Origin of the sequence: Pseudomonas sp. Sample_10 (genome assembly GCF_004321495.1) — a bacterium.
Classification (GTDB): domain Bacteria; phylum Pseudomonadota; class Gammaproteobacteria; order Pseudomonadales; family Pseudomonadaceae; genus Aquipseudomonas.
The window spans coordinates 24,992-47,329 of the sequence record NZ_RCOE01000058.1; the positions used below are offsets into that span (position 1 = coordinate 24,992).

Consider the following 22,338-nt stretch of genomic DNA (forward strand, 5'->3'; position numbering starts at 1 on the left):
GCAGGCGCGAGCTTGCTGACCCTTTAATGATCGTTCCCACGCTCTGCGTGGGAACGCAGCCCGGGACGCTTTGCGTCCCAGGCGCTCCGACGACAGGGCCAGACCAGTCGCCGCAGAACCTGGATATAGGTAAGATATCGGCCCTTCCCCGCAGTCCTTTGCTGCACCCGCCGATTAAGCCGATTCCATGCCTTTCGAACTCAGCGTTGACCTCACCACCCTGGCCATTCTGGCCGCAGTCGCTTTTGTTGCCGGTTTCATCGATGCCATTGCCGGCGGCGGTGGCCTGTTGACCACCCCGGCCTTGCTCACCGCTGGCCTGCCGCCGCACCTTGTGCTGGGCACCAACAAACTCAGCTCGACTTTCGGCTCGGCCATCGCCAGTTTCACCTTCTATCGCCGCAAACTGTTTCATCCAGGGCAATGGATACACGCCATTGTCGGCACCCTGGTCGGCGCGCTGAGCGGTGCGGTGGTCGCGCATTACCTGCCCGCCGAGTGGCTGAACAAGATGCTGCCGGTGATCGTCTTTGCCTGTGGTCTATATCTGTTGTTTGGCGGCACGCCGAAAGCGCCGTCAGACAACAACGCGCCCATCAAGAAAAAATGGCAATCGACCCAGGGTTTCAGCCTCGGTTTTTATGATGGCGTGGCAGGTCCCGGTACGGGGGCGTTCTGGACCGTCAGCAGCCTGTTGCTCTACCCCATCGATCTGGTGAAGGCCAGTGGCGTAGCACGCAGCATGAACTTCGTCAGTAACGCGGCGGCGCTGTCGATCTTCATTTTTTCCGGCCAGGTGGACTGGATCATCGGCCTGAGCATGGGCTCGTCGTTGATGGTCGGCGCGTTCTTCGGCGCCCGCACCGCCATCAGCGGCGGTGCAAAGTTCATACGTCCGGTGTTCATCACCGTGGTGCTCGGGCTGACCGTGCGGCTAGCCTGGCAACACTGGTTCAGCGTGGCCTAATCGCCGGGCCACGTAGACATCGATCAGGTAACGGGCAATCGAGCGTGACGCCGGCAACGGCGGCAGCTCGTGCACGTTGAACCACTGGGCGTCTTCGATCTCGTCTTCCTGACAGACAATGTCCCCACCGGCATATTCGGCATGAAAGCCGAGCATCATCGAATGCGGGAACGGCCAGCACTGGCTGCCCATGTACTGGATGTTCTTCACCTCGATCCGCACCTCTTCCCGCACCTCGCGAATCAGGCAATCCTCAGCCGACTCCCCCGGTTCGGCGAACCCCGCCAAGGTGCTGTAGACCCCGCTGACGAACCGTGGCGAACGTGCCAGCAGCACTTCATCACCCCGGGTCACCAGCACGATCATGCTCGGCGAAATCCGTGGATAGCTGCGCAAATCGCACGGCTGGCAATACATCGCCCGTTCGCGCGGCACTTGTGTCATGGCCTGGCCGCAGTTACCGCAAAAACGATGCTCACGGGCCCAGGTGCCAATCTGCGCTGCGTAACCAAGCACCTTGTACAGCGTGTGATCGCCTTCAAGCATGAACGCCCGCAGGCCCTTCCAGTTGCAACCCGGCACTTCGCTGTGACTGCGCAACTCCAGCAGGAACACCGGTTCGCCGTCGAGGTGGCCGATGCCGTGCTCGGCGAGAATCGACAAGTCCTGACGCTTGAGCCATTCACGGGGAAACAGCGCGCCATTGTCATCGAACATAAAGCCTTCCGGGCTGCGCGCCACGGCCCAGCCGCCGGGTTGGTCGGTGTCCAGTACTGCAGTGGTCCAGCGTGGAGTCATTTTCAATCAATCCAGAAATTCGGGTTTCTGTTTGCTCATATGGGCGGCCATGGCCACGCGCAAGTCAGTGGATTGCAGCATGGCGGCGTTCCAGGTGGCGACGTATTCGAGACCGTCATCAATGCGGTGATCGCGCATATAGCTGATCATCGCCTTGGTGCCGGTGACCGCAATCGGCGACTTGCTCGCAATTTCCCGGGCGACGCCCATGACGCCGTCGAGCAGGCTGGCGGTGTCGCTGTAGACGCGATTGACCAGGCCCATGCCGCGTGCTTCTTCGGCGCCGAACGTGCGACCAGTGTAAGCCAGTTCACGCAGCATGCCGTCACCGATGATCCGCGGCAAGCGTTGCAGCGTACCGACGTCGGCGGCCATGCCGATGTCGATTTCCTTGATCGAGAATTGTGCGTCTTCGGCGGCGTAACGCATGTCGCACGCGGCGATCAGGTCGATGGCGCCCCCCAGGCAATAGCCTTGGATGGCCGCGAGTACCGGTTTGCGGCAATTGTCGACGGCGTTGAAGGACGCTTGCAGGTTGAGAATCTTGCGGCGCAGCAGGCGAGCGTTGCGCCCCACATCCTTGCCCAACTCATTGGCCACGCCGGCCAGCATCATCAGGTCGATACCCGAGGAGAAATGCTTGCCTGCGCCGCTGAGGACCACCACGCGCACTTCGTCGGTGTCATCGACCCACTGGAAAATCTCGACGATTTCGCTCCAGAACGCAGCATTCATCGAGTTGATCTTTTCCGGACGATTGATCTGCACATGAGCAATTTTATCGACCAGTTCGACGGTGAACGCGGTGTATTGAGACATGCTAGTGATCCTTTACCGGGCAAAAAAGAGGCCTGAACTATACCAAGGCGTGATGGCGGGCAGTAAGGCAGGGTTTCGGCCAAAAGCGGGACCAACTCAAGTCATTTGGTGTATTGCCGGGCCTCATCGCTGGCAAGCCAGCCCCACAGGGTTTTGTGTACGCCGCAGGTCCGAAGTGAGAGCCAGCCCGCTAGCGACAGGCCGCACTGGCACCTGATTTGTGCTTTTCTTAAAACAGCACATACCAATGAATAATTGTTCGCGCTGGCGTGTTCACATCATGACAGCCTCTTTCGGTCCGTTCGATGCCACAACCCTGACAGCCATGGAGCTATACCGATGAATAGCCGCTTTTCGATTCTTTCGGCACCGTTGATGCTTGCTGTCGTGCTGTCCGGTTCACAGGCATGGGCCAACGGCGAGGAAGACACACCCGCCAAGCCGCAGTGCCCCAGAGATCAGGTGTTCGATACCAAGGCGCAGAAATGCGTCAAGCAAACCAGCAAGCTTGTCTCGGACGCCGACCGCACCGATTACGCCTATCAACTGGCCAAACACGGGCGCTATGAGGAGGCCCTGGCGCTGCTCGATACGCTCAAGCAGCCCGATACCGCCAAGGCTTTGAACTATCGAGGGTACACCACGCGTAAACTGGGGCGCACCGACGAAGGTATCGGTTATTACCTGCAATCGGTAAAACTCGATCCTCACTATGCACAGGTCCGCGAGTACCTGGGTGAAGCCTATGTGATCAAGGGTCAACTGGCTCTCGCACAGGAGCAGTTGCAGCAGATCAAATCGATATGCGGCAATACCACTTGCGAGGAATACCAGGACCTGGCCGAAGCCATCAACGACTCATCGAAAACCTGACTTATCGAATACGCGGAGGTCGCTATCGCCAGCGATCAGGCAATACGGGCAGAACTGGGCCAGCATCTGGCGCGATTGTGGCGTTACGGGTTGCTGTTGTCCCGACAAAGGCATGTCGCCGAAGACCTGGTGCAGGCAACCTGCGTGCGGGCGCTGGAACGGGCCGCGCAGTTTGCGCCGGGTACGCGCATGGACCATTGGCTGATGAGCATTCTGCATTCGATCTGGCTCAATGAAATACGCGCGCGCCGGGTGCGTCAGGGGCAAGGCACGATAGAGGGTGAACAGGTGTTGTCGTTCGACGGTGAGTACGCAGCGCAAACCCATGTCATGGCGGCGCAAGTCATCCGCCGGGTCGATGCGCTGCCGGAAACCCAGCGCGAAACAGTATTTCTGGCCTATGTCGAAGGCTTGTCCTACCGCGAAGTCGCCGAAGTACTGCAAGTGCCGATCGGTACCGTAATGAGCCGCCTGGCCACTGCCCGGGCCAAACTGGCCGAGTACCCGCCCTTGCAAGCTGTACCGAACCCCTCCACTCACGGAGAACGTCGATGAACGTGAACCCCACGGACGAGCAACTGGTGGCGTACCTCGACAATCAGCTCGATAGCCAGGAACGCCAGCGCATCGACGCCGCCGTGGCCGAAGACCCGATGCTCGGCCTGCGCCTGCAATGGCTGAACCGCAGCAGCCTGCCGTTCAAGTCGGCCTACGACGAGTTGGAGCGACAGGCCCCGGTGGATCGTCTGCAAGCGATGCTCGATACCCTGCCATCGCCCGCCCGCCAGCCCCTCAATCGGCGCAGGTTTCTCGCGGCGGCAGCCGGATTTCTGGTGACCGGTGTGCTGGCGGATCGTCTGTTCCTCGCTTGGCAAGCCAGTCAGCAGAACGATAACTGGCGCCAGTTGGTGGCTGACTACATGGTCCTGTACATTCCGCAAACCCTCGACCATTTGCCCAACGATGAAGCCACCCAGCGCACGCAATTGCGCACGATCGAGGCCAGCCTGGACCTGAGCATTGCGCCGGCGCAACTGGCCTTGCCTCGCGCCGAACTCAAGCGTGCGCAAATTCTTGAATACGATGGCGTGCCTATCGCCCAGATCACCTACCTCGATCCGCTCCACGGCCCGTTGGCGCTATGCATCACCCGCTCCAACAGCGGCGGCCGGCCTATCGCCCGGGAGCGTCGACATGGCATGAACATTGTCTATTGGGCGGATATGCAACACGCGTGGATGCTGATCGGGCGTAATTCCATGACCGACCTGGAAGGCATGGCCAAATCACTGCGCGACCGGCTCAGCGCATAACCCTGTACGAGTCGTTTCAGGATGGCGTCGGCAACCACAACCGAAACCTCGCCCCACCCAACGGCGAGGCCTCTACGGTCAACGTGCCACCCTGCGCCTCCAGCGCCCTGCGACTGATCGCCAGCCCCAGACCAAACCCGCCCGTAGCCCGATCACGACTGCGATCCAACCGATAGAACGGTTCGAAGATTCGTTCGCGCTCGTCGTCCGGAATACCGATGCCGTCATCATCCACCCAGATTTCACAGCCTTTGGGACACACCTGGACGCCGACCTGGATACGTTTTTCGCAGTAGCGCATGGCGTTGCGCAACAGGTTCTGCAGTGCGCGGGCGGTCAGCCGCGGGTCGAGGGTGAAGCGTTCGAGCTGACCATGCAGCAGTACGTCGATGACGATGTCTGGCGATTGTTCGTCATCGACACTGCCCAAAATGCTGTCGATGAATTCGTCCAGCGACACCTCGACCTGCTCCGGTATCCGTGCCGGATTTTGCAGGCGACTGTAGGACAACAGCTCCAGCACCAACTCATCGAGTTCGCGGATGTGGTCGACCAATCCTTGCAGGCGTTCACGGCTGGCGGCTGGCAGGTCATCGGACAGCGCCAACGCCAGGCCGAAGTCCAGGCGTGTCAGCGGCGTGCGCAATTCATGGGAGACCGCATTGAGCAGGTCACGCTGCTGGTTCAACAGGTTTTCGATGTCGCCGGCCATGGTGTCGAACACATTGGCCAGGCTGCCGATGTTGGAACTCGGGGCAATCTGCGTGCGCTCGCTCAGATGGCCCTTGCCGAAACGTTCAGCGGCGCTTTTCAGGCGTTCCAGATCGCGCCAGTGCGGGCGCAACCACAGCAACAGGCACGCCAGCATGGTCGCGCCGATCAGCACGTTGATGCTCCAGTACAACAGGCTGACATCCATCGGATCCGGCGGCACCACCATGTGCACCACGGTGCGTTCATTCAGCGGCGCCACCGCCAGGGTACGCCAGCCCCAATCGCCCACGCGCACCACGTTCTCACCACGCTGCAAACGTTGCTGCTCATCCACGGACAGCCCGGGGTCATCCATGCTGCTGAGCACAATGTGCAACGGTTTGAACTCACCGTCCATTTCCGCTGCCAGCGCAGGCCACTGCTCGGTCGGCACGGCTTTGAATTGTTTGACGATGAGGGTTTGCAAGCCTCGGGAGTAATCGAGGTTGTAAGTGATGAATCGCTCGTGGAAAACCTTGATCACCAGGTCCGGCACCAAGTAAATCGCCGCGCTGAACGAGACGATGGTCACCAGGTACAGACGAAAGAGGATTCTGAACATGGCCTCAGCATTCCCACTCGGAACGGCTGAACAGGTAACCCTTGCCCCACACGGTCTTGATCTTGCGCGCCTCGCCGGCGTGGTCGTCGAACTTGCGCCGCAGCTTGGAGATCGCCACGTCCACCGAGCGGTCGGTGCCGTTGAACTCGATGCCGCGCAAGCGTTGCAGGATCTGGTCACGGCTCAGCACTTCACCGGCATGCCGGGCCAGCACCACCAGCAGGTTGTACTCGCCGCTGGACATTTCCACCGACTGACCGCGCCAGGTCACGGTGCGCTCGGACAGGTCGATGCACAAATTGCCGATGAGGATCCGGTCGTTGGCGGTTTGCGGCTCGCTGAGGCTGCTGCGCCGCAGCAACGTGCGCACCCGTGCCAGCAGAACCCGCGGTTCGCACGGCTTGGTGACGTAATCGTCAGCGCCCATTTCCAGCCCCAGCACCTGATCGTGGCTGTCGTCGCGGGCGGTGAGCATCAGAATCGGCAGCGCCGCCGAATCGGCACGCAACAAGCGGCAGACTTGCAGGCCATCGAGGCCTGGCAGCATCAGATCGAGGATCACCAGGTCCGGCGGATTGAGCCGCGCACGCTCGCGCACATGATCGCCGCGGCCGATCACGCTGACGGAATAACCGTTGCGCTCCAGATAGCTGGCAATCAGTTCGGCGAGGGCGGTGTCGTCTTCGACCAGGAGGATGTTGGGCATGGGGTGTTTCCAGAAGTGCAGTGGCGCCAGTCAGGACCTAATCGCTGGCAAGCCAGCTCCCACAGGGTCTGATGTGAACACAAATTGTGTGTGCAGCCTCAACCACTGTGGGAGCTGGCTTGCCAGCGATAGCGGCCTGACAGGCGCAAAAAGATTCAAGGCTTGAAGGATATACGCCCACACACACTCCTGAGTAAAACCCTTACACAATTTCACACAGCGCCTACAAAGCTTCACCGCTACCCTCGCCGACGCCCAGTAGGATGCTGGGGGGTCATTATTGGGGTAATTCATGTCAAAGAAACTGCTTGCCAGGCTGAGCCTTTTGGCCCTGGCGTTGACGTTGAGCGCGTGCGACAAGTCCTCGATCGCCGAGGAACAGCCACCCTTGGCCAGCGTTCGCATCGAAACCATCGAAGCCCGACCGCTGTCGATCAGCAGCGAATTGAGCGGGCGTATTGCCGCGCCGCGCATTGCTGAAGTGCGTGCCCGAGTGGCGGGCGTGGTCCTGCAACGCACCTTCCGCGAAGGCAGCGACGTGAAAAAAGGCGACGTGCTGTTCCGCATTGACCCGGCGCCGTTCAAGGCTGACCTCGATAGCGCCGAAGCCGCGCTGCGCAAAGCCGAAGCCAATGCGTTCCAGGCGAAACTGCAGGAACAGCGCTACGCCCAGTTGATCGACGACAAGGCCATCAGCGGTCAGGATTACGACAATGCGCGGGCCAACGCACGGCAGACCGCCGCCGATGTCGCCGCCAGCAAAGCTGCGGTTGAACGTGCCAGGCTGAACCTCGGATACGCCACCGTCACCGCACCGATTTCCGGACGCATCGGCCGTGCGCTGGTCACCGAAGGCGCGCTGGTCGGGCAGAACGAAACCACGCCGCTGGCATTGATTCAGCAACTCAATCCGATTCACGCCGACCTGACCCAATCGACCCGTGAACTCAATGACCTGCGCCGCGCATTCCGCTCCGGCCAGCTTGAAGAAGTCGGTCAAGGACAGGCCAAAGCCACGCTGATTCAGGACGACGGTAGCCTCTATCCGTTGCCGGGCAAATTGCTGTTCAGCGATATCACGGTCGACCCGGGTACCGGCCAGATCATTTTGCGCAGCGAATTCCCCAACCCCGACCTTGACCTGTTGCCCGGCAGTTTCGTGCGCGTGCGCCTGGAGCAAGCGGTCAATCAACAAGGTATCAGCGTGCCGCAGCGGGCGATCCAGCGTGACAGCGCCGGTATTGCGCAAGTGCTGCTGCTCGACGCTGAACAGCGCATCAGCCAGCAACCGGTGGAATTGGGCCAAGTGCAGAACGACCGCTGGGTCGTCACCCGCGGTCTCAAACCGGGCGACCGCATCGTCACCGAAGGCCTGCAACATGCCCGCCCCGGCGAGAAAGTGCAGATCGACGACTCCCCTCTTCCACTTGCCCAGGTTTCTGGCCAGTAAGCAGGACGCTTGTATATGCCGCAGTTTTTTATCGACCGCCCGGTGTTTGCCTGGGTGGTCGCCCTGTTCATCCTGCTGGCCGGTGCCCTGGCCATCCCGCAGTTGCCGGTGGCGCAGTACCCCGATGTCGCGCCGCCGCAAATCGAAATCTACGCGGTGTACCCGGGCGCGTCAGCGCAGACCGTGGACGAAAGCGTGGTCAGCCTGATCGAGGAAGAACTCAACGGTGCTGATCACCTGCTGTATTTCGAATCGCAAAGCAGCCTCGGCAGCGCCACGATCAAGGCGACGTTCCAGCCCGGCACCGACCCGGAAATGGCCCAGGTGGATGTGCAAAACCGCCTGAAAGTCGTGGAGTCGCGTCTGCCGCAAGCGGTGAACCAGCAGGGTTTGCAGGTAGAAAAAGTCTCCGCCGGTTTCCTGTTGTTGATCACCCTCACCTCCAGCGACGGCAAGCTCGACGACGTGGCGCTCAGCGATTATCTGGCGCGCAACGTGATGAACGAGATCAAGCGCCTGGACGGCGTCGGCAAGGCGCAGCTGTATGGCGCCGAACGAGCGATGCGCATCTGGATCGACCCGCAGAAGCTGATCGGTTTCAACCTCACCCCGGCGGATGTCAACGCGGCCATCGTCGCCCAGAACGCCCAGGTCTCGGCCGGCAGCATCGGTGATTTGCCGAGCCGCAGCAGCCAGGAAATCACCGCGACCATTCTGGTCAAAGGCCAGTTATCGACGCCGGAAGAATTCGCCGACATCGTGCTCAAGGCCAATCCCGATGGCTCGACGGTGCGCATCGGCGATGTCGCGCGAGTCGAGATCGGCAGCCAGGAATACCAGTTTTCCACGCGCCTGAACGGCAAGCCGTCGACCGCCGTCGGCGTGCAACTCTCGCCCGGGGCCAATGCCCTGAACACCGCGACACTGGTGCGGGCGAAGATGGACGAGCTGTCGCGCTACTTCCCGGCGAACGTCGAATACAAGATTCCCTACGACACCTCGCCGTTCGTCAAAGTCTCCATCACCAAAGTGGTCTACACCCTCGGCGAGGCGATGTTGCTGGTGTTCGCCGTGATGTTTCTGTTCCTGCAAAACATCCGCTACACGCTGATCCCGACGCTGGTGGTGCCGGTGGCGCTGATGGGCACCTTTGCGACGATGCTCGCGCTGGGTTTCTCGATCAACGTGCTGACCATGTTTGGCATGGTGCTGGCCATCGGTATCCTGGTCGACGACGCCATTGTGGTGGTGGAGAACGTCGAGCGAATCATGGCCAACGAGGGCCTGTCGCCCAAGGACGCCACGCGCAAAGCCATGAAGCAGATCACCGGGGCGATCATCGGCATCACCCTGGTGCTGGTCGCGGTGTTTATTCCGATGGCATTCATGCAGGGTTCGGTCGGGGTGATCTACCGGCAGTTTTCGCTGTCGATGGCCACCTCGATCCTGTTCTCGGCGTTCCTTGCTCTGACCCTGACCCCGGCGCTGTGCGCGACCCTGCTCAAACCGATCGCCAAGGGTGAGCATCATGAAAAAAGCGGATTCTTTGGCTGGTTCAACCGTCGTTTCGAGCAACTGACCGACCGCTATCAGGGCTGGGTCGCCTATGCCCTCAAACGCACCGGCCGCTATCTGTTGATCTACGGTGTGCTGCTGGTGGGTCTGGGATTGTGCTTCGCGCGCCTGCCCTCTTCGTTTTTGCCGGTGGAAGATCAGGGCTACACCATTACCGACATTCAGTTGCCGCCCGGCGCCACCAAGAACCGTACCGTGCAGGTGGCAGAACAGATCGAAGCGCATAACGCCGGTGAGCCGGGTATCGGCGACAGCGTGGTGATTCTCGGTTTCAGCTTCTCCGGTAGCGGGCAGAACGCGGCGCTGGCGTTCTCGACACTCACGGATTGGTCGCAACGTGGCAGCGATGACTCGGCGAGTTCAATTGCCGATCGTGCCAACATCGCCCTGAGCCAGATCAAGGACGCCATGGCCTTCTCTGTGCTGCCGCCTCCGGTGGACGGCCTCGGTACCTCCAGCGGTTTCGAGTTCCGCTTGCAGGATCGCGGCGGCCTCGGCCACGCCACGTTGATGCAGGCCCGCAGCGAGTTGCTGGCGGCCGCCGAAAAGAGCCCGATCCTGATGAACGTGCGCGAAAGCGCCCTGGCCGAAGCGCCGCAGGTGCAATTGATCGTCGACCGCAAACAGGCCAATGCCTTGGGCGTGTCCTTTGCCGACATCGGCAGCGTGCTGTCCACTGCCGTCGGTTCGACCTACATCAATGATTTCCCCAATCAAGGGCGGATGCAACGCGTTGTGGTGCAGGCCGAGGGCGACCAACGCAGTCAGGTTGACGACCTGTTGAAGATCCACGTGCGAAACAACAGCGGAAAAATGGTACCCCTCTCGGCTTTCGTCCAGGCCAAATGGATTCAAGGCCCGGCGCAATTGACCCGCTACAACGGTTACCCGGCAGTGGCCATTTCCGGCGAACCGACACCCGGCCACAGCACCGGCGAAGCCATGGCCGAGATCGAACGGCTGGTGGCATTGGGGCCTGTGGGACTGGGTCAGGAATGGACCGGGCTGTCGTTGCAGGAACGCCTTTCCGGCAGCCAGGCACCGATCCTGCTCGGGTTGTCGCTGCTGATCGTGTTCCTGTGCCTGGCGGCGCTGTATGAGAGCTGGTCGATTCCGACGTCGGTGCTGCTGGTGGTGCCGCTGGGTGTGCTCGGTGCGGTGCTGGCGGTAACCCTGCGCGGGATGCCCAACGATGTGTTCTTCAAGGTCGGGTTGATCACCATCATTGGCCTGTCGGCGAAGAACGCGATCCTGATCATCGAGTTCGCCAAGAGCCTGTACGACGAAGGCCACGACCTGCTCGACGCCACCTTGCAAGCGGCGCGCCTGCGGTTGCGGCCCATCGTGATGACATCGCTGGCATTCATCCTCGGCGTGGTGCCCCTGGCGATCGCCACCGGCGCCAGCTCGGCGAGCCAGCAAGCCATCGGCACCGGGGTCATCGGCGGGATGATCAGCGCGACGTTGGCGGTGCTGTTTGTGCCAGTGTTTTTTGTGGTGGTGATGAAACTGGTGCGTAAACGCCCCAAATAAACCTGACCCAACACAAATCCCTGTGGGAGCGGGCTTGCCCGCGATGAAGCCATCACACTCAACATCTATGTTGACTGTAACTCCGCTATCGCGGGCAAGCCCGCTCCCACAGGGATCTCATCGTCTTCGGATTGTGGTCATAACAGACTGCGCTGGGCTAAGGTGTCTGCAATGCCTTGACTCATTGAGCCTCCATGCCCTTCCTCACCCACACGCACCCACGCCTGTCCGCCGCCGCCACCTTTGGTGTCGCGGCCGGGGTCCTTGTTCCGGCCGATTCAATCATCAGCAAAATCCTCATTGGCTGGAACGTCGGGGTCTGGACCTACCTGATTCTGATGTTCTGGCTTGCCGCGCGCTCCAAGGCGGCTGACGTCAAACGCATTGCCGACATCGAAGACGAAAATGCCGGGCTGGTGCTGTTCGTGGTGTGCATTGCGGCGATTGCCAGCCTGGCAACCATTGCCGTCGAACTGGCCGGCAGCAGGGACCTGGAAACCACCCGCAAACTGCTGCATTACGGCTTCACCGCACTGACAGTAATCGGTTCGTGGCTATTGATCGGGGTGATTTTCAGCGTGCATTACGCGCGGCTGTTTTACACCTGGGAAGGCAAGGAGCCAGCACTGCGCTTTGCCGAAGGGCTGACAACGCCCAACTACTGGGACTTTCTGTACTTCTCGTTCACCATCGGCGTGGCGGTGCAGACATCGGATGTTGGCGTGGCGACCCGGGATCTGCGCAAGATCGTGCTGGCGCAGTCGTTGATCGGTTTTCTGTTCAATACCTCGATTCTCGGGTTTTCTATCAATATTGCGGCAGGGCTATTCAATTGATCCCTGCACAAACGTTCTAGTCATGGTCTCCCTCAAAGACGTTAAATGAGCTGTGATTTCCGCCTCGCAGGTGCCGCATGACTTCTCACAACTGGCTCGATCTGGCCCAGGACGCCGACACCGGCATCGAGACCCTGCGCGCGCATTTCGAGGGGCATGCCTATGATCCGCACTGGCATGACAGTTATCTGGTGGGCGTTACCGAACAAGGGGTGCAGCAGTTCAATTGTCGGCGTGCCAGGCATCAGAGCACGCCGGGCAAGGTGTTTTTGCTGGAACCAGGCGATATTCACGACGGCGATGCGCCGACCGCCGACGGTTTTACCTATCGCATGTTGTACCTCGACCCGCAGTGGTTGCAGCGCGAACTCGGTGCCGTGTTCAACGATGCCCCGGACAACAGCGAGTTGAGTTTCGCCACCACCCTGGCCAATGATTCGCGCCTGGCCCACGCCACCAGCCTTGCCTTTGAGACACTGCACGGTGGTGAACTGAAGATCGTCCGCCAGACCGCTCTCGATCGCTTGCTCGAACGCCTGACCTGCCACCTGCATTGGCGCACTCGCTATGGCGAAGATCCGCGCTTGCCCCTGGTTGCGCAAAAGGCTCGGGAATACCTGCACGCCAACGCACAAACGGACATCGGCCTTGACCAACTGGCCGCCGCCACCGGCGTCGACCGCTTTCGCCTGACCCGCGCCTTCAAGGCTGCCTACGGCATCGCGCCCCACGCGTACCTGGTGCAATTGCGCCTGGCCACAGCGCGTCGAATGCTCGCCCGAGGCGCACAACCGGCCACGGTGGCAATGACGTTGGGTTTTGCCGACCAGAGTCACCTGGGCCGCTGGTTCGTGCGCGCCTACGGTCTGACGCCGGCGCTGTACCGCAAGCGCTGCTCAAATCTTCCAGACAGATAAACGCCTGGTTGGTGAAGATCACGTTCACTGATCTTCACCGGAGCTAGCCTGCGATGCTGTCCTCTTTTCCGACGTTACTGCCGTTTTTGCTGTTTGCCTTCGTGGCTTCGATCACTCCCGGCCCGACCAACATTCTGGTGCTGAGCAACAGCGCCCGATTCGGCTTGTCCGCCGCTGTTCCGATCATTCTTGGCGCCTGTGCCAGCGCCGCGCTGCTGGTGTTGCTGGTGGGCACGGGCGCCGGGACTACGCTGAGCCAATGGCCGCTGTTGCAAACGCTCATGCAATGGGCCGGCGTGGCGTGGCTGAGTTATCTGGCCTGGCAAATCTTCCGCGCCCCTGCCGTGTCAATTGCCTGCGAGAATGCCGAAAAGCGCCTGGGCCTGCTGGGCGCGGCGAGCCTGCAATGGATCAACCCGAAAACCTGGATGATGGCCCTGGCGGTGGTCAGTGTGTTTGCCGGCACCGGTGAAAACCGCTTGGCGCGTGTGCTGACGCTGTCGCTGGCGTTTTTTTTGATATCGCTGCCGTGTCTCGGCGCTTGGGCTTTGCTTGGCGCCGGTTCCGCACGCTGGTTGCGCTCACCTCCTGCCATGCAACGCTTCAACCGCTGCATGGGCCTGTTGCTGCTGGGTTCAGCCTGGCTGAGCCTGCTGAGCTGAGCGCCATCGGTCGGCTTTTGTCGGACTGTGATTCATCGAACACTTGACGACAGATTCAATTTTGGTGTCTTCTGAAACCGGTTTCAGCGCTATGCGCTCAGCCTTATAAATCCAATAAGAAGGTTTCAGACCGTGAACGATTTCTCCGCCGCCCAGCGCAGCCGCGTGACCATGCTCGACGTGGCCGAACACGCCAAGGTCTCCAAGGCCAGCGTTTCGCGGTTCATCGGCGAAGACCGCGCCCTGCTTTCCGACGCCATTGCCCGGCGCATCGAACAGTCAATTGCCGAACTCGGCTATCGGCCGAACCAGATGGCCCGCGGCCTCAAACGTGGGCGCACCCGTCTTATCGGCATGCTGGTGGCCGATATTCGCAACCCTTATTCAATCGCCGTGATGCATGGGGTAGAAACCGCCTGCCGAAAGCACGGCTACAGCCTGGTGGTGTGCAACACCGACCGCGACGACGAGCAGGAACGCCAGCACCTGGCCCTGCTGCGCTCGTACAACATCGAAGGTCTGATCGTGAACACCCTCGGCCATCACCGCGACGAACTGCATAAACTGCACCGGGAAATGCCCATGGTGCTGGTGGATCGCAAAGTCGAAAACCTGGACAGCGACATCGTCGGCCTGGATAACTCGGCGGCCGTCGAAATGGCCCTCACACACCTTGAAGAACGCGGCTACCGCGATGTGTTGATGGTGACTGAACCGTTTGACGGCACCAGTTCGCGGATTGAGCGGGTCAGCAGTTTCAAGGCGCAAATCGCCCTGCGCCCGGCCCTTCAAGGCAGCATTATCGAAACCGGCAGCGAACTGACCGAACAACTCAAAACCTTCCTCGGCACAACCGGCCCCGGCCCGAAAGCGCTGTTTTGCGCGAACGGTATTGCGGCGTTGGCCAGTACCCATGCGCTGCGCGAGTTGCAGTGTGATCTGTTTAACGACGTCGGCCTGATTGCGCTGGATGATCTGGATTGGTACCCGTTGGTGGGTAGCGGGATTACGGCCCTCGCGCAGCCGACCACCGAGATTGGCGCCAGCGCGTTTGAGTGTTTGCACAAGCGCTTGCGTGGGGATGACGGGGCGGTGCGGAACCTGGATTTTTCGGCGCGGTTGATTGTGCGGGGGTCGACCCTTGGGAATTTGGGTTGACTGTGATGGCCTCATCGCTGGCAAGCCAGCTCCCACAGGATTTGTGCTGGATATCAAATTTGTGTTCGACACATGTCCCCTGTGGGAGCTGGCTTGCCAGCGATGAGGCCCTGAAGGTCACCCACTATTTTTTTGAACAAAAATGAAACCGGTTTCAGAGGTAGAAAAACAATGAACAAACCCGCCGTTTCCATCAGCCTTTCCAGCTACGGCGCCGATCTGGTGCGCCAGCGCGGCCAAGGCAGTTTCATCGCCGTACTGGCCGCCGCCGGGGCCACGCGCATCGAATGGCGTGAAGAGCTGCTGACCTTTGAGAACCCCGCACACCTGGCCGACGCGACTCGGGCCGAGGGCCTGCAAAGCGTCTATTCCTCGCCCATGGAATTGTGGCTGGCCGGCCAATCCAAGCCCAATCCGCAACTGATCACCGCGTTGCAACGTGCCCAGGCGTTTGGCGCCAAATGGCTGAAAGTGTCGTTGGGTTATTTCACCGACAACAGCGATTTGCACAGCCTTGCCCGGACACTCGGCGAACATCCGGTGCAATTGCTGGTGGAAAACGACCAGACCTTGCACGGTGGCCGCATCGAACCGTTCCAGCGTTTCTTCAATGAAGTCGAGCGACACAAACTGCCGATCAAAATGACCTTCGATATCGGCAACTGGCAGTGGCAGGACCAGTCCGCCGCCAACGCGGCCCGGTTGCTCGGCCGTCACGTCGGTTATGTGCATTGCAAAGCCGTCATGCGCCGCACCGACGGCAAACTGGTCGCCATCCCGCCCGCCGCCAGCGACCTGCAACAGTGGGAACAGTTGCTGCGGCACATGGCCCACGGCGTCATGCGCGCTGTCGAATACCCGCTGCAAGGCGAGGACCTGGTGCAACTGACCTCCGAACACGTCAGCACCCTCGCCCACCTCGGCCAATCGTCGCTGGAGAACGCCCATGTCTGAGATCGATATCCTCTCGTTCGGCGAAACCATGGCGATGTTCGTCGCCGAGCAAACCGGCGACCTGGCCAGCGTCAACGCTTTCCATAAACGCATTGCCGGGGCGGACAGCAATGTCGCCATTGGCCTGTCACGCCTGGGTTTCAACGTGGCATGGCTGAGCCGGGTCGGCGCCGATTCACTGGGCCGCTTCGTGATCGACACGCTGGAGAAAGAAGGCCTGGATTGCCGTCACGTCGACATCGACCCCGCGCACCCCACCGGTTTCCAGCTCAAGTCGCGCACCGACGATGGCAGTGATCCTGTGGTCGAGTACTTTCGCCGTGGCTCGGCGGCCAGTCACCTGTCGCCGCACTCGATCGTTCCCGACTTGCTCGAGGCACGGCATCTGCACGCCACCGGCATTCCTCCGGCGCTGTCGGAAACGGCGCGGCAGATGTCGTTCGAGCTGATGACCCGCATGCGCGAAGCCGGGCGCAGCGTGTCGTTCGACCCCAATCTGCGCCCGAGCCTGTGGGCCAGCGAGCAGCAGATGATCACCGAGATCAACCGCCTCGCCGCCCTCGCCCATTGGGTGCTGCCGGGACTGAGCGAAGGTCGCCTGCTCACAGGTTTCGAAGACCCGGCCGACATCGCCGCCTTCTACCTTGATCAGGGGGTCGAAGCCGTGGCGATCAAATTGGGGCCGCATGGCGCCTATTACCGCACGCATCTTGATCAAGGTTTCGTTGCCGGTATGCCGGTGCAAACCGTGGTCGACACGGTCGGTGCCGGCGACGGATTCGCCGTCGGCATGATCAGCGCGCTCCTGGAAAACCACAGCTTTGCCGACGCCGTGCAACGGGCCAACTGGATTGGCAGCCGCGCGGTGCAGAGTCGGGGGGATATGGAAGGGTTACCCACCAGAGCCGAGATGGATATTGCTCGTTCCCACGCTCCTGCGTGGGAACGCAGCCTCTGACGCTCTGCGTCACGGGGACGCGGAGCGTCCCTTGAGGCATTCCCACGCCGAGCGTGGGAACGATCACCGTTACCTGCTGCGACAAAAACAACAAGCTCAGGAGCACCACCCATGAAAACCGCAACGCTCGCCACCCGCCGCTGGTGGTACATCATGCCAATCGTGTTCATCACCTACAGCCTGGCGTACCTGGACCGCGCCAACTACGGTTTCGCCGCCGCCTCCGGGATGGCCGCCGACTTGATGATCACGCCGGGCCTGTCGTCGATGCTCGGCGCGCTGTTCTTCCTTGGCTACTTCTTCTTCCAGGTGCCGGGGGCGATCTACGCGCAGAAACACAGCGTGAAGAAACTGATTTTCGTCAGCCTGATCCTCTGGGGCAGCCTTGCGACGTTGACCGGCATTGTCTCCAACGCTTACTGGCTGATCGTCATCCGCTTCATGCTCGGCGTGGTCGAAGCCGCGGTGATGCCGGCGATGCTGATCTACCTGTGCCACTGGTTCACCCGCGCCGAACGCTCGCGGGCCAACACCTTCCTGATCCTCGGCAACCCGGTGACCATGCTGTGGATGTCAGTGGTCTCCGGTTATCTGGTGCAGCATTACAGCTGGCGCTGGATGTTCATCATCGAAGGCCTGCCGGCGGTGCTCTGGGCCTTCATCTGGTGGCGTCTGGCCGATGATCGCCCATCCCAGGCCAAGTGGCTCAACGATCAGGAAAAGCACGATCTGGAAAGCGCACTGGCAGCCGAACAGGTCGGCATCAAGGCCGTGAAGAACTACGCCGAAGCGTTTCGCTCGCCGAAAGTGATCCTCCTGGCGCTGCAGTTTTTCTGCTGGAGCATCGGTGTCTACGGTTTCGTCTTGTGGCTGCCGTCGATCCTCAAGGCCGGCGCGCAAATGGACATGGTCGAGGCCGGCTGGCTGTCGGCGTTGCCCTATCTGGCGGCGGTGATCGGCATGCTGCTGGTGTCCTGGGGATCGGACAAACTGCAAAAACGCAAACGCTTCGTCTGGCCACCGCTGCTGATCGCCTCGATTGCCTTTTACGGTTCCTACGCGCTGGGTGCCGAACATTTCTGGTGGTCGTACACCCTGCTGGTGATTGCCGGGGCCTGCATGTACGCGCCGTACGGTCCGTTCTTCGCGATCATCCCGGAAATCCTCCCGGCCAACGTCGCAGGCGGCGCCATGGCGTTGATCAACAGCATGGGCGCGCTGGGTTCGTTTGGCGGCTCTTATCTGGTCGGTTATCTGAACAGCTCCACCGGTTCGCCCGGCGCCTCGTACTTGCTGATGAGCGGCGCGCTGATGTTCTCGGTGGTACTGACCATTTTGCTCAAACCCGGTGCCAGCGACCGGGAGCGGCCCACAGTAACGCGTCGCCTCAGCGCTCAATCCTGAATTCAATTGAGAACATGAAGATGAAAAAGCAGGTCGTTCTGTACAAGAAACTCTCGCCGCAGTTGATGGCTCGCCTGCAGGCGCACACCGACGTGACGCTGATCGAAAGCCTGGACGCCGAAGGCCTGGCCAAACTGCGCGACGCCCTGCCCCGTGCCCACGGTTTGCTCGGCGCCAGCCTGAAGCTGGATGCCGAGCTGCTGGGCCTGGCACCCAATCTGCAAGCCATCGCCAGCGTCTCGGTGGGCGTCGACAACTACGACATCGACTACCTGACCGAGCGGCGCATCCTGCTCAGCAATACGCCGGACGTGCTTACCGAAACCACCGCCGACACCGGTTTCGCGCTGATCCTGGCCACCGCCCGGCGCGTGGTGGAGCTGGCCAACATGGTTCGTTCGGGGCAATGGAAACGTAACATCGGCCCGGCGCATTTCGGCAGCGACGTGCACGGTAAAACCCTCGGCATCATCGGCATGGGCCGCATCGGCGAAGCCCTGGCCCAGCGCGGACACTTCGGCTTCGGCATGCCGGTGATCTACCACAGCCACTCGCCCAAACCAGCGGCCGAACAACGCTTCAATGCGCAATACCGAAGCCTGAGCGAACTGTTGCAGCAAGCGGATTTCATCTGCCTGACGCTGCCATTGACCGCTGAAACCGAAGGGATGATTGGCGCAGAACAGTTCGCGCTGATGCGCCCGGAAAGCATCTTCATCAACATTTCACGGGGCAAGGTTGTCGATGAGGCAGCGTTGATCGATGCGTTGCGTACGGGGCAGATTCGCGCGGCGGGGCTGGATGTGTTCGAGCGTGAACCACTTGATCAGGACTCGCCGTTGCTGCAATTGAGCAATGTGGTAGCTACCCCGCACATCGGCTCGGCCACCCATGAGACTCGGGAGGCAATGGCGACCTGTGCAGTGGACAATTTGCTGGCGGCGCTGGTAGGTGAGCGGCCGGGGAATTTGGTGAACGGCGGCGCGTGGAAGGATTGAGGGATTCCCTGTTCTTCAGGTCGCCATTGCGAGCAACTCGCTCCTACAGTTTCAGTGGAATTCACAGATCTCGAGTTCACCACCGATTACTGTAGGAGTAAGCGAGCGCGCGATTGCGCCGACAGACACTCGACGTAGTGCTGAACAAACAGCCCGGCCTGATGTACATCGACCATTTCGGAGAACTGGCATCCACCATGCGATCCGATACCATTTGCCTAAGGAAACTACGTCGTTTAACCGGAATGTTCTCAGCCACTATTAAGACTCTTCAATCGAGCCAACCCCTGTTTTATATGACCCGCATTATCACCAATCGCCTCAAGCGCCCCTCGAATATTTCCACCAACCTCATCGGAACCACGCTGTTCGACCCAGAGTGTCAGCTCCATCAATGCTGCCTCCAAAGCCAATTGGTTGTGGTAAATTCTTTCAAGGACCTCTGGTAATAAATATTTTTCCGTCATGTTTTCGACTCCTTCGAAAAAATCAAAATTAGCAGCAGAACGGCTAGTGAAATAACCTCCTAGGTGTTGAAATTAAATTGCTAGTGGTCAACAGAACCTATTCGGTATTTCGATGTTTTTTGAATTGAAATTTTGAATGAATCGCCTTCCATAGAAGGCAAAAAATAGAATTTTTTCATTTCGGCTCCGTTTCGTTCACAACAAATAAACATCGGTCAACTGCATTCAGTGTCTGCATAAGATAAGCATTGTGATCGCCAACCTGAACGGAACTAGCCGATTAAAGAGAGAGACTTTTGTCCACCTACGTATGATCACCAGCTATAGCGCAACCCTACATTGGCTCCCCTCGGTTGGTCGATTTTGTTGCCATTGCTGTAATCGAAATCGGCATGGATCGACACCTTGTCGCTCAGCGACACGGCCACGCCGGCGCCCAACTCTCCTCGGGAGCCCGACAGATCGTTGTTGAAGGTGTTGTTGTTGACCTTTACTTCGTTGTTGTTGGCGAACTCGTGTACATAGGCAGCACGGATGTAGGGCTGCACGGTCTTGTCATCCCACTGGAAGTTACGCCCGGCGGTTGCCCCGGCCTTGGCCAGCAACGAATGGGCGCGATCGCCTTCAGCGGACAGGCCGTTATCCAGGTCGTAATCCTTGCCCTGAATAATCACGCCCGACAGTTGGGTGAAGGGTTCAACGAAATAATCGTCAGCCAGTTTGATGTGTCGACCGAACTCCAGGGAGGCACCGACGCCATGGCTGTCGTAATTGCCCTTGGTCTTTTTGCCATCACTCAGGTGCACATCGGACTCGTTCTGGAACCGGTTGAACTTGAGCACGCCGTCGAAGTAGTAACCGCTCGGCTCATCCAGCCAGGTGGTGTAGGCGCCCAGGTAGTAACTGTCGATGGTGCCGCTGGTGCCACGGCTCAAGTCCAGGTCGGACTTGCTGTAACCGCCCAACACACCCACCAGCCATTGCCCGTCACCGAGCGGCAACGGCGCATCGGCACCGAACGACAGGCCCTGCTGAACTTGCCGGTAAGCGACGCCCGAACTGGCATCCACGTCGAATTTATTGCCATAGGCGCGAATCCAGCCACCGGCTTTGCCGTGATCCATGCGCACTTCGCCCATGCGGCTGCGCAGAGTGCTGAGCTCTCCATACCAGGCGGTCGGCGCCGCGTTGAACAGCGCGATCACCGATTGGGTGCCCGGGCTGATGCTGCGCGCGAGGGTATCGAGGTACCAGTCGGTGCTGCTGAGTTTCACCAGGTCATAGGAGAACGCCCCCAGGTCCACCGCACCACCGGCCAGCGTGAACGTGGCATCACCGCCACCGATGTGCACCACCGGAGTCGAGCCGGCGGCCAACGGTTCCGAGCCACTGGCATCAATCGATATGCTGTGGTTGCCGGTGGCATTGCCGCTCACGGTCAGCGTGTCGACCTGCCCAGTGTTGAAGTCAGTGTGCATGGCGAACGTACCGCCGCTGCCCGACAGCGTTTGCACATTCAAGTTGAAGTATTCGCCGGGATTGCCGAACTGGATGGTGCCGCCATTCATGTCCAGGTTTTGCACAGAACCGTCGCCGAGCATCACCCAGCGTGCGTTGCTGTTGACGCCCAGGTTCTGCACGTTCTGCAAACGACCGGTCAGGGTCGCGGAATCTTCCAGCACGACGTTGGCCGTACTGCCGCTTTCGGCGACGATATCGCCAACCAGCGTACTGTTGCCCACTCGCAGATTGGCTTCAGCGCCCCCGACAACATTCATCAGGATGCCGTTGCTCGCCGTCAACGTAGAGCCGTTGAGCACTGCGATGTTGGCCTTCGACGTGCCCGCAGTGCCGCGACCCACGAGGATTGCCGAACCATTGAGTCCGACAACGTCGGTATCGTTTAAAACCAGCGTACTGTTGGCATCGATCCCCAGATCAACGTCGATGTTGATGCCGTTGACGTTGCCGGTGATGGTGCTGCCATTGGCCTGGACGGTACCACTGAACACACGCAAACCATTGGCGAGGGTGCCGGTACCGGAAAGCGTCGAATGATTAAGCGTCAGGCTGCTCAACGCGTTCACGGTAGCCCCCGCGCTCTCGCCGGTAATGTGGCTGTCACTGACAATTGCAGTGGAACCTTGCGTCCCCGCCGAGTCGCGACTGATCGCCAGACCTGTCCGACTATTTTCGATCGTGCTTCCAGTGATGGTCGCCGTACCGGCGTTCAAATGCACGCCATTGTTACCGGCTCCGTCAACCCGGGTGCCATTGAGGTTCAGCGTGGATTGGTTGACGGAGATATCAAAGGTCTGGCCGCCGTTGCTGTTCAAGGTCGATCCACCGTTCAACACGTAATTGTCGGGAGCGGTGGTGCCATCGATGTCCAACACCTCACCCGGGATTAAAACCCTTGCATACCCGATATCACTGATCAGCAACAATGGGGTGACAGATAACAGTTTTAAAACGCGGGACAGCGGATGCAGCTTGAACAATTTGACCGTCGACATATACACACCATTGGCGAACAGAAGTTGGAAAGCCGCGCATGCTAGAAAACAGCCCCTCATTCGTATGTAGGACTTATCCGACAGATTTCAGAGCGGATCTCCGTGTTCATAACCTGCCG

At 60.1% G+C, this 22,338-nt stretch carries 20 protein-coding genes; 14 read left to right on the plus strand and 6 right to left on the minus strand.

Annotation, left to right across the window (positions count from 1 at the left end; translation table 11 throughout):
• The first annotated feature begins 187 nt into the window (after window positions 1–187).
• Window positions 188–967, plus strand: coding sequence for a TSUP family transporter (locus D8U18_RS04465; RefSeq protein ID WP_056855275.1), 780 nt, complete (start codon window positions 188–190; stop codon window positions 965–967).
• Here D8U18_RS04465 and nudC read toward each other — a convergent pair.
• Both nudC and D8U18_RS04475 read right to left on the minus strand, forming a co-directional pair.
• The gene (gene nudC / locus D8U18_RS04470; protein ID WP_131107103.1) at window positions 935–1,765 is read right to left on the minus strand and encodes an NAD(+) diphosphatase; all 831 of its coding nucleotides are present in this window, start codon (window positions 1,763–1,765) and stop codon (window positions 935–937) included. The genes D8U18_RS04465 and nudC overlap by 33 nt on opposite strands.
• A 6-nt stretch (window positions 1,766–1,771) precedes the next feature.
• Window positions 1,772–2,584: a crotonase/enoyl-CoA hydratase family protein gene (locus D8U18_RS04475; RefSeq protein WP_130931309.1), complete on the minus strand. Its 813-nt coding sequence runs from the start codon at window positions 2,582–2,584 to the stop codon at window positions 1,772–1,774.
• 339 nt (window positions 2,585–2,923) lie between these two features.
• Between D8U18_RS04475 and D8U18_RS04480 the strand changes: the two genes are divergently transcribed.
• The 3 genes from D8U18_RS04480 to D8U18_RS04490 are packed head-to-tail and all read left to right on the plus strand — an operon-like array spanning window position 2,924 to window position 4,770.
• Window positions 2,924–3,457: a tetratricopeptide repeat protein gene (locus tag D8U18_RS04480; protein WP_131107104.1), complete on the plus strand. Its 534-nt coding sequence runs from the start codon at window positions 2,924–2,926 to the stop codon at window positions 3,455–3,457.
• Window positions 3,458–3,511: 54 nt separating this feature from the next.
• Window positions 3,512–4,012: a sigma-70 family RNA polymerase sigma factor gene (locus D8U18_RS04485; RefSeq protein ID WP_201783979.1), complete on the plus strand. Its 501-nt coding sequence runs from the start codon at window positions 3,512–3,514 to the stop codon at window positions 4,010–4,012.
• A complete protein-coding gene (locus D8U18_RS04490; protein ID WP_131107105.1) occupies window positions 4,009–4,770 on the plus strand; it encodes a transcriptional regulator in 762 nt (253 codons plus the stop codon). The genes D8U18_RS04485 and D8U18_RS04490 overlap by 4 nt, the downstream gene beginning before the upstream one ends.
• A 16-nt stretch (window positions 4,771–4,786) precedes the next feature.
• On the opposite strand, the gene D8U18_RS04495 is transcribed toward D8U18_RS04490, so the two are convergent.
• Both D8U18_RS04495 and D8U18_RS04500 read right to left on the minus strand, forming a co-directional pair.
• On the minus strand, window positions 4,787–6,085 hold the full coding sequence (locus D8U18_RS04495) for an ATP-binding protein (protein WP_131107106.1): 1,299 nt from the start codon (window positions 6,083–6,085) through the stop codon (window positions 4,787–4,789).
• A 4-nt stretch (window positions 6,086–6,089) separates the two neighbouring features.
• The gene (locus tag D8U18_RS04500) at window positions 6,090–6,791 is read right to left on the minus strand and encodes a response regulator transcription factor (protein WP_056855269.1); all 702 of its coding nucleotides are present in this window, start codon (window positions 6,789–6,791) and stop codon (window positions 6,090–6,092) included.
• Window positions 6,792–7,083: 292 nt separating this feature from the next.
• Between D8U18_RS04500 and D8U18_RS04505 the strand changes: the two genes are divergently transcribed.
• The 10 genes from D8U18_RS04505 (at window position 7,084) to D8U18_RS04560 (ending at window position 19,236) form a co-directional block, all read left to right on the plus strand.
• Window positions 7,084–8,241, plus strand: coding sequence for an efflux RND transporter periplasmic adaptor subunit (locus tag D8U18_RS04505; protein ID WP_131107107.1), 1,158 nt, complete (start codon window positions 7,084–7,086; stop codon window positions 8,239–8,241).
• 15 nt (window positions 8,242–8,256) lie between these two features.
• Window positions 8,257–11,349 (plus strand): efflux RND transporter permease subunit, encoded by a 3,093-nt coding sequence (locus tag D8U18_RS04510; protein WP_131107108.1) that lies wholly within the window; start codon window positions 8,257–8,259, stop codon window positions 11,347–11,349.
• A gap of 194 nt (window positions 11,350–11,543) precedes the next feature.
• The gene (locus D8U18_RS04520) at window positions 11,544–12,185 is read left to right on the plus strand and encodes a DUF1345 domain-containing protein (RefSeq protein WP_130905522.1); all 642 of its coding nucleotides are present in this window, start codon (window positions 11,544–11,546) and stop codon (window positions 12,183–12,185) included.
• Window positions 12,186–12,262: 77 nt separating this feature from the next.
• Complete coding sequence (locus D8U18_RS04525) at window positions 12,263–13,102, plus strand: AraC family transcriptional regulator (protein WP_131107109.1); 840 nt, start codon at window positions 12,263–12,265, stop codon at window positions 13,100–13,102.
• Window positions 13,103–13,155: 53 nt separating this feature from the next.
• On the plus strand, window positions 13,156–13,764 hold the full coding sequence (locus D8U18_RS04530; protein ID WP_130908183.1) for a LysE family translocator: 609 nt from the start codon (window positions 13,156–13,158) through the stop codon (window positions 13,762–13,764).
• Between the two features lie 132 nt (window positions 13,765–13,896).
• Window positions 13,897–14,922, plus strand: coding sequence for a LacI family DNA-binding transcriptional regulator (locus D8U18_RS04535; RefSeq protein ID WP_131107110.1), 1,026 nt, complete (start codon window positions 13,897–13,899; stop codon window positions 14,920–14,922).
• Window positions 14,923–15,093: 171 nt separating this feature from the next.
• Window positions 15,094–15,876 (plus strand): TIM barrel protein, encoded by a 783-nt coding sequence (locus D8U18_RS04540; RefSeq protein WP_131107111.1) that lies wholly within the window; start codon window positions 15,094–15,096, stop codon window positions 15,874–15,876.
• A complete protein-coding gene (locus D8U18_RS04545) occupies window positions 15,869–16,834 on the plus strand; it encodes a sugar kinase (RefSeq protein ID WP_131107112.1) in 966 nt (321 codons plus the stop codon). Before D8U18_RS04540 ends, D8U18_RS04545 begins: the two co-directional genes overlap by 8 nt.
• A gap of 111 nt (window positions 16,835–16,945) precedes the next feature.
• Entirely contained in the window at window positions 16,946–18,238 is a 1,293-nt protein-coding gene (locus tag D8U18_RS04555) for an MFS transporter (RefSeq protein WP_131107113.1), read from the plus strand.
• A 20-nt stretch (window positions 18,239–18,258) separates the two neighbouring features.
• Window positions 18,259–19,236, plus strand: coding sequence for a D-glycerate dehydrogenase (locus D8U18_RS04560; RefSeq protein WP_131107114.1), 978 nt, complete (start codon window positions 18,259–18,261; stop codon window positions 19,234–19,236).
• Window positions 19,237–19,487: 251 nt separating this feature from the next.
• On the opposite strand, the gene D8U18_RS04565 is transcribed toward D8U18_RS04560, so the two are convergent.
• Together D8U18_RS04565 and D8U18_RS04570 are read right to left on the minus strand one after the other, a co-directional pair.
• A complete protein-coding gene (locus tag D8U18_RS04565) occupies window positions 19,488–19,703 on the minus strand; it encodes a hypothetical protein (protein ID WP_056852749.1) in 216 nt (71 codons plus the stop codon).
• Between the two features lie 314 nt (window positions 19,704–20,017).
• The gene (locus D8U18_RS04570) at window positions 20,018–22,219 is read right to left on the minus strand and encodes an autotransporter outer membrane beta-barrel domain-containing protein (protein WP_131107115.1); all 2,202 of its coding nucleotides are present in this window, start codon (window positions 22,217–22,219) and stop codon (window positions 20,018–20,020) included.
• Between the last annotated feature and the right edge of the window lie 119 nt (window positions 22,220–22,338).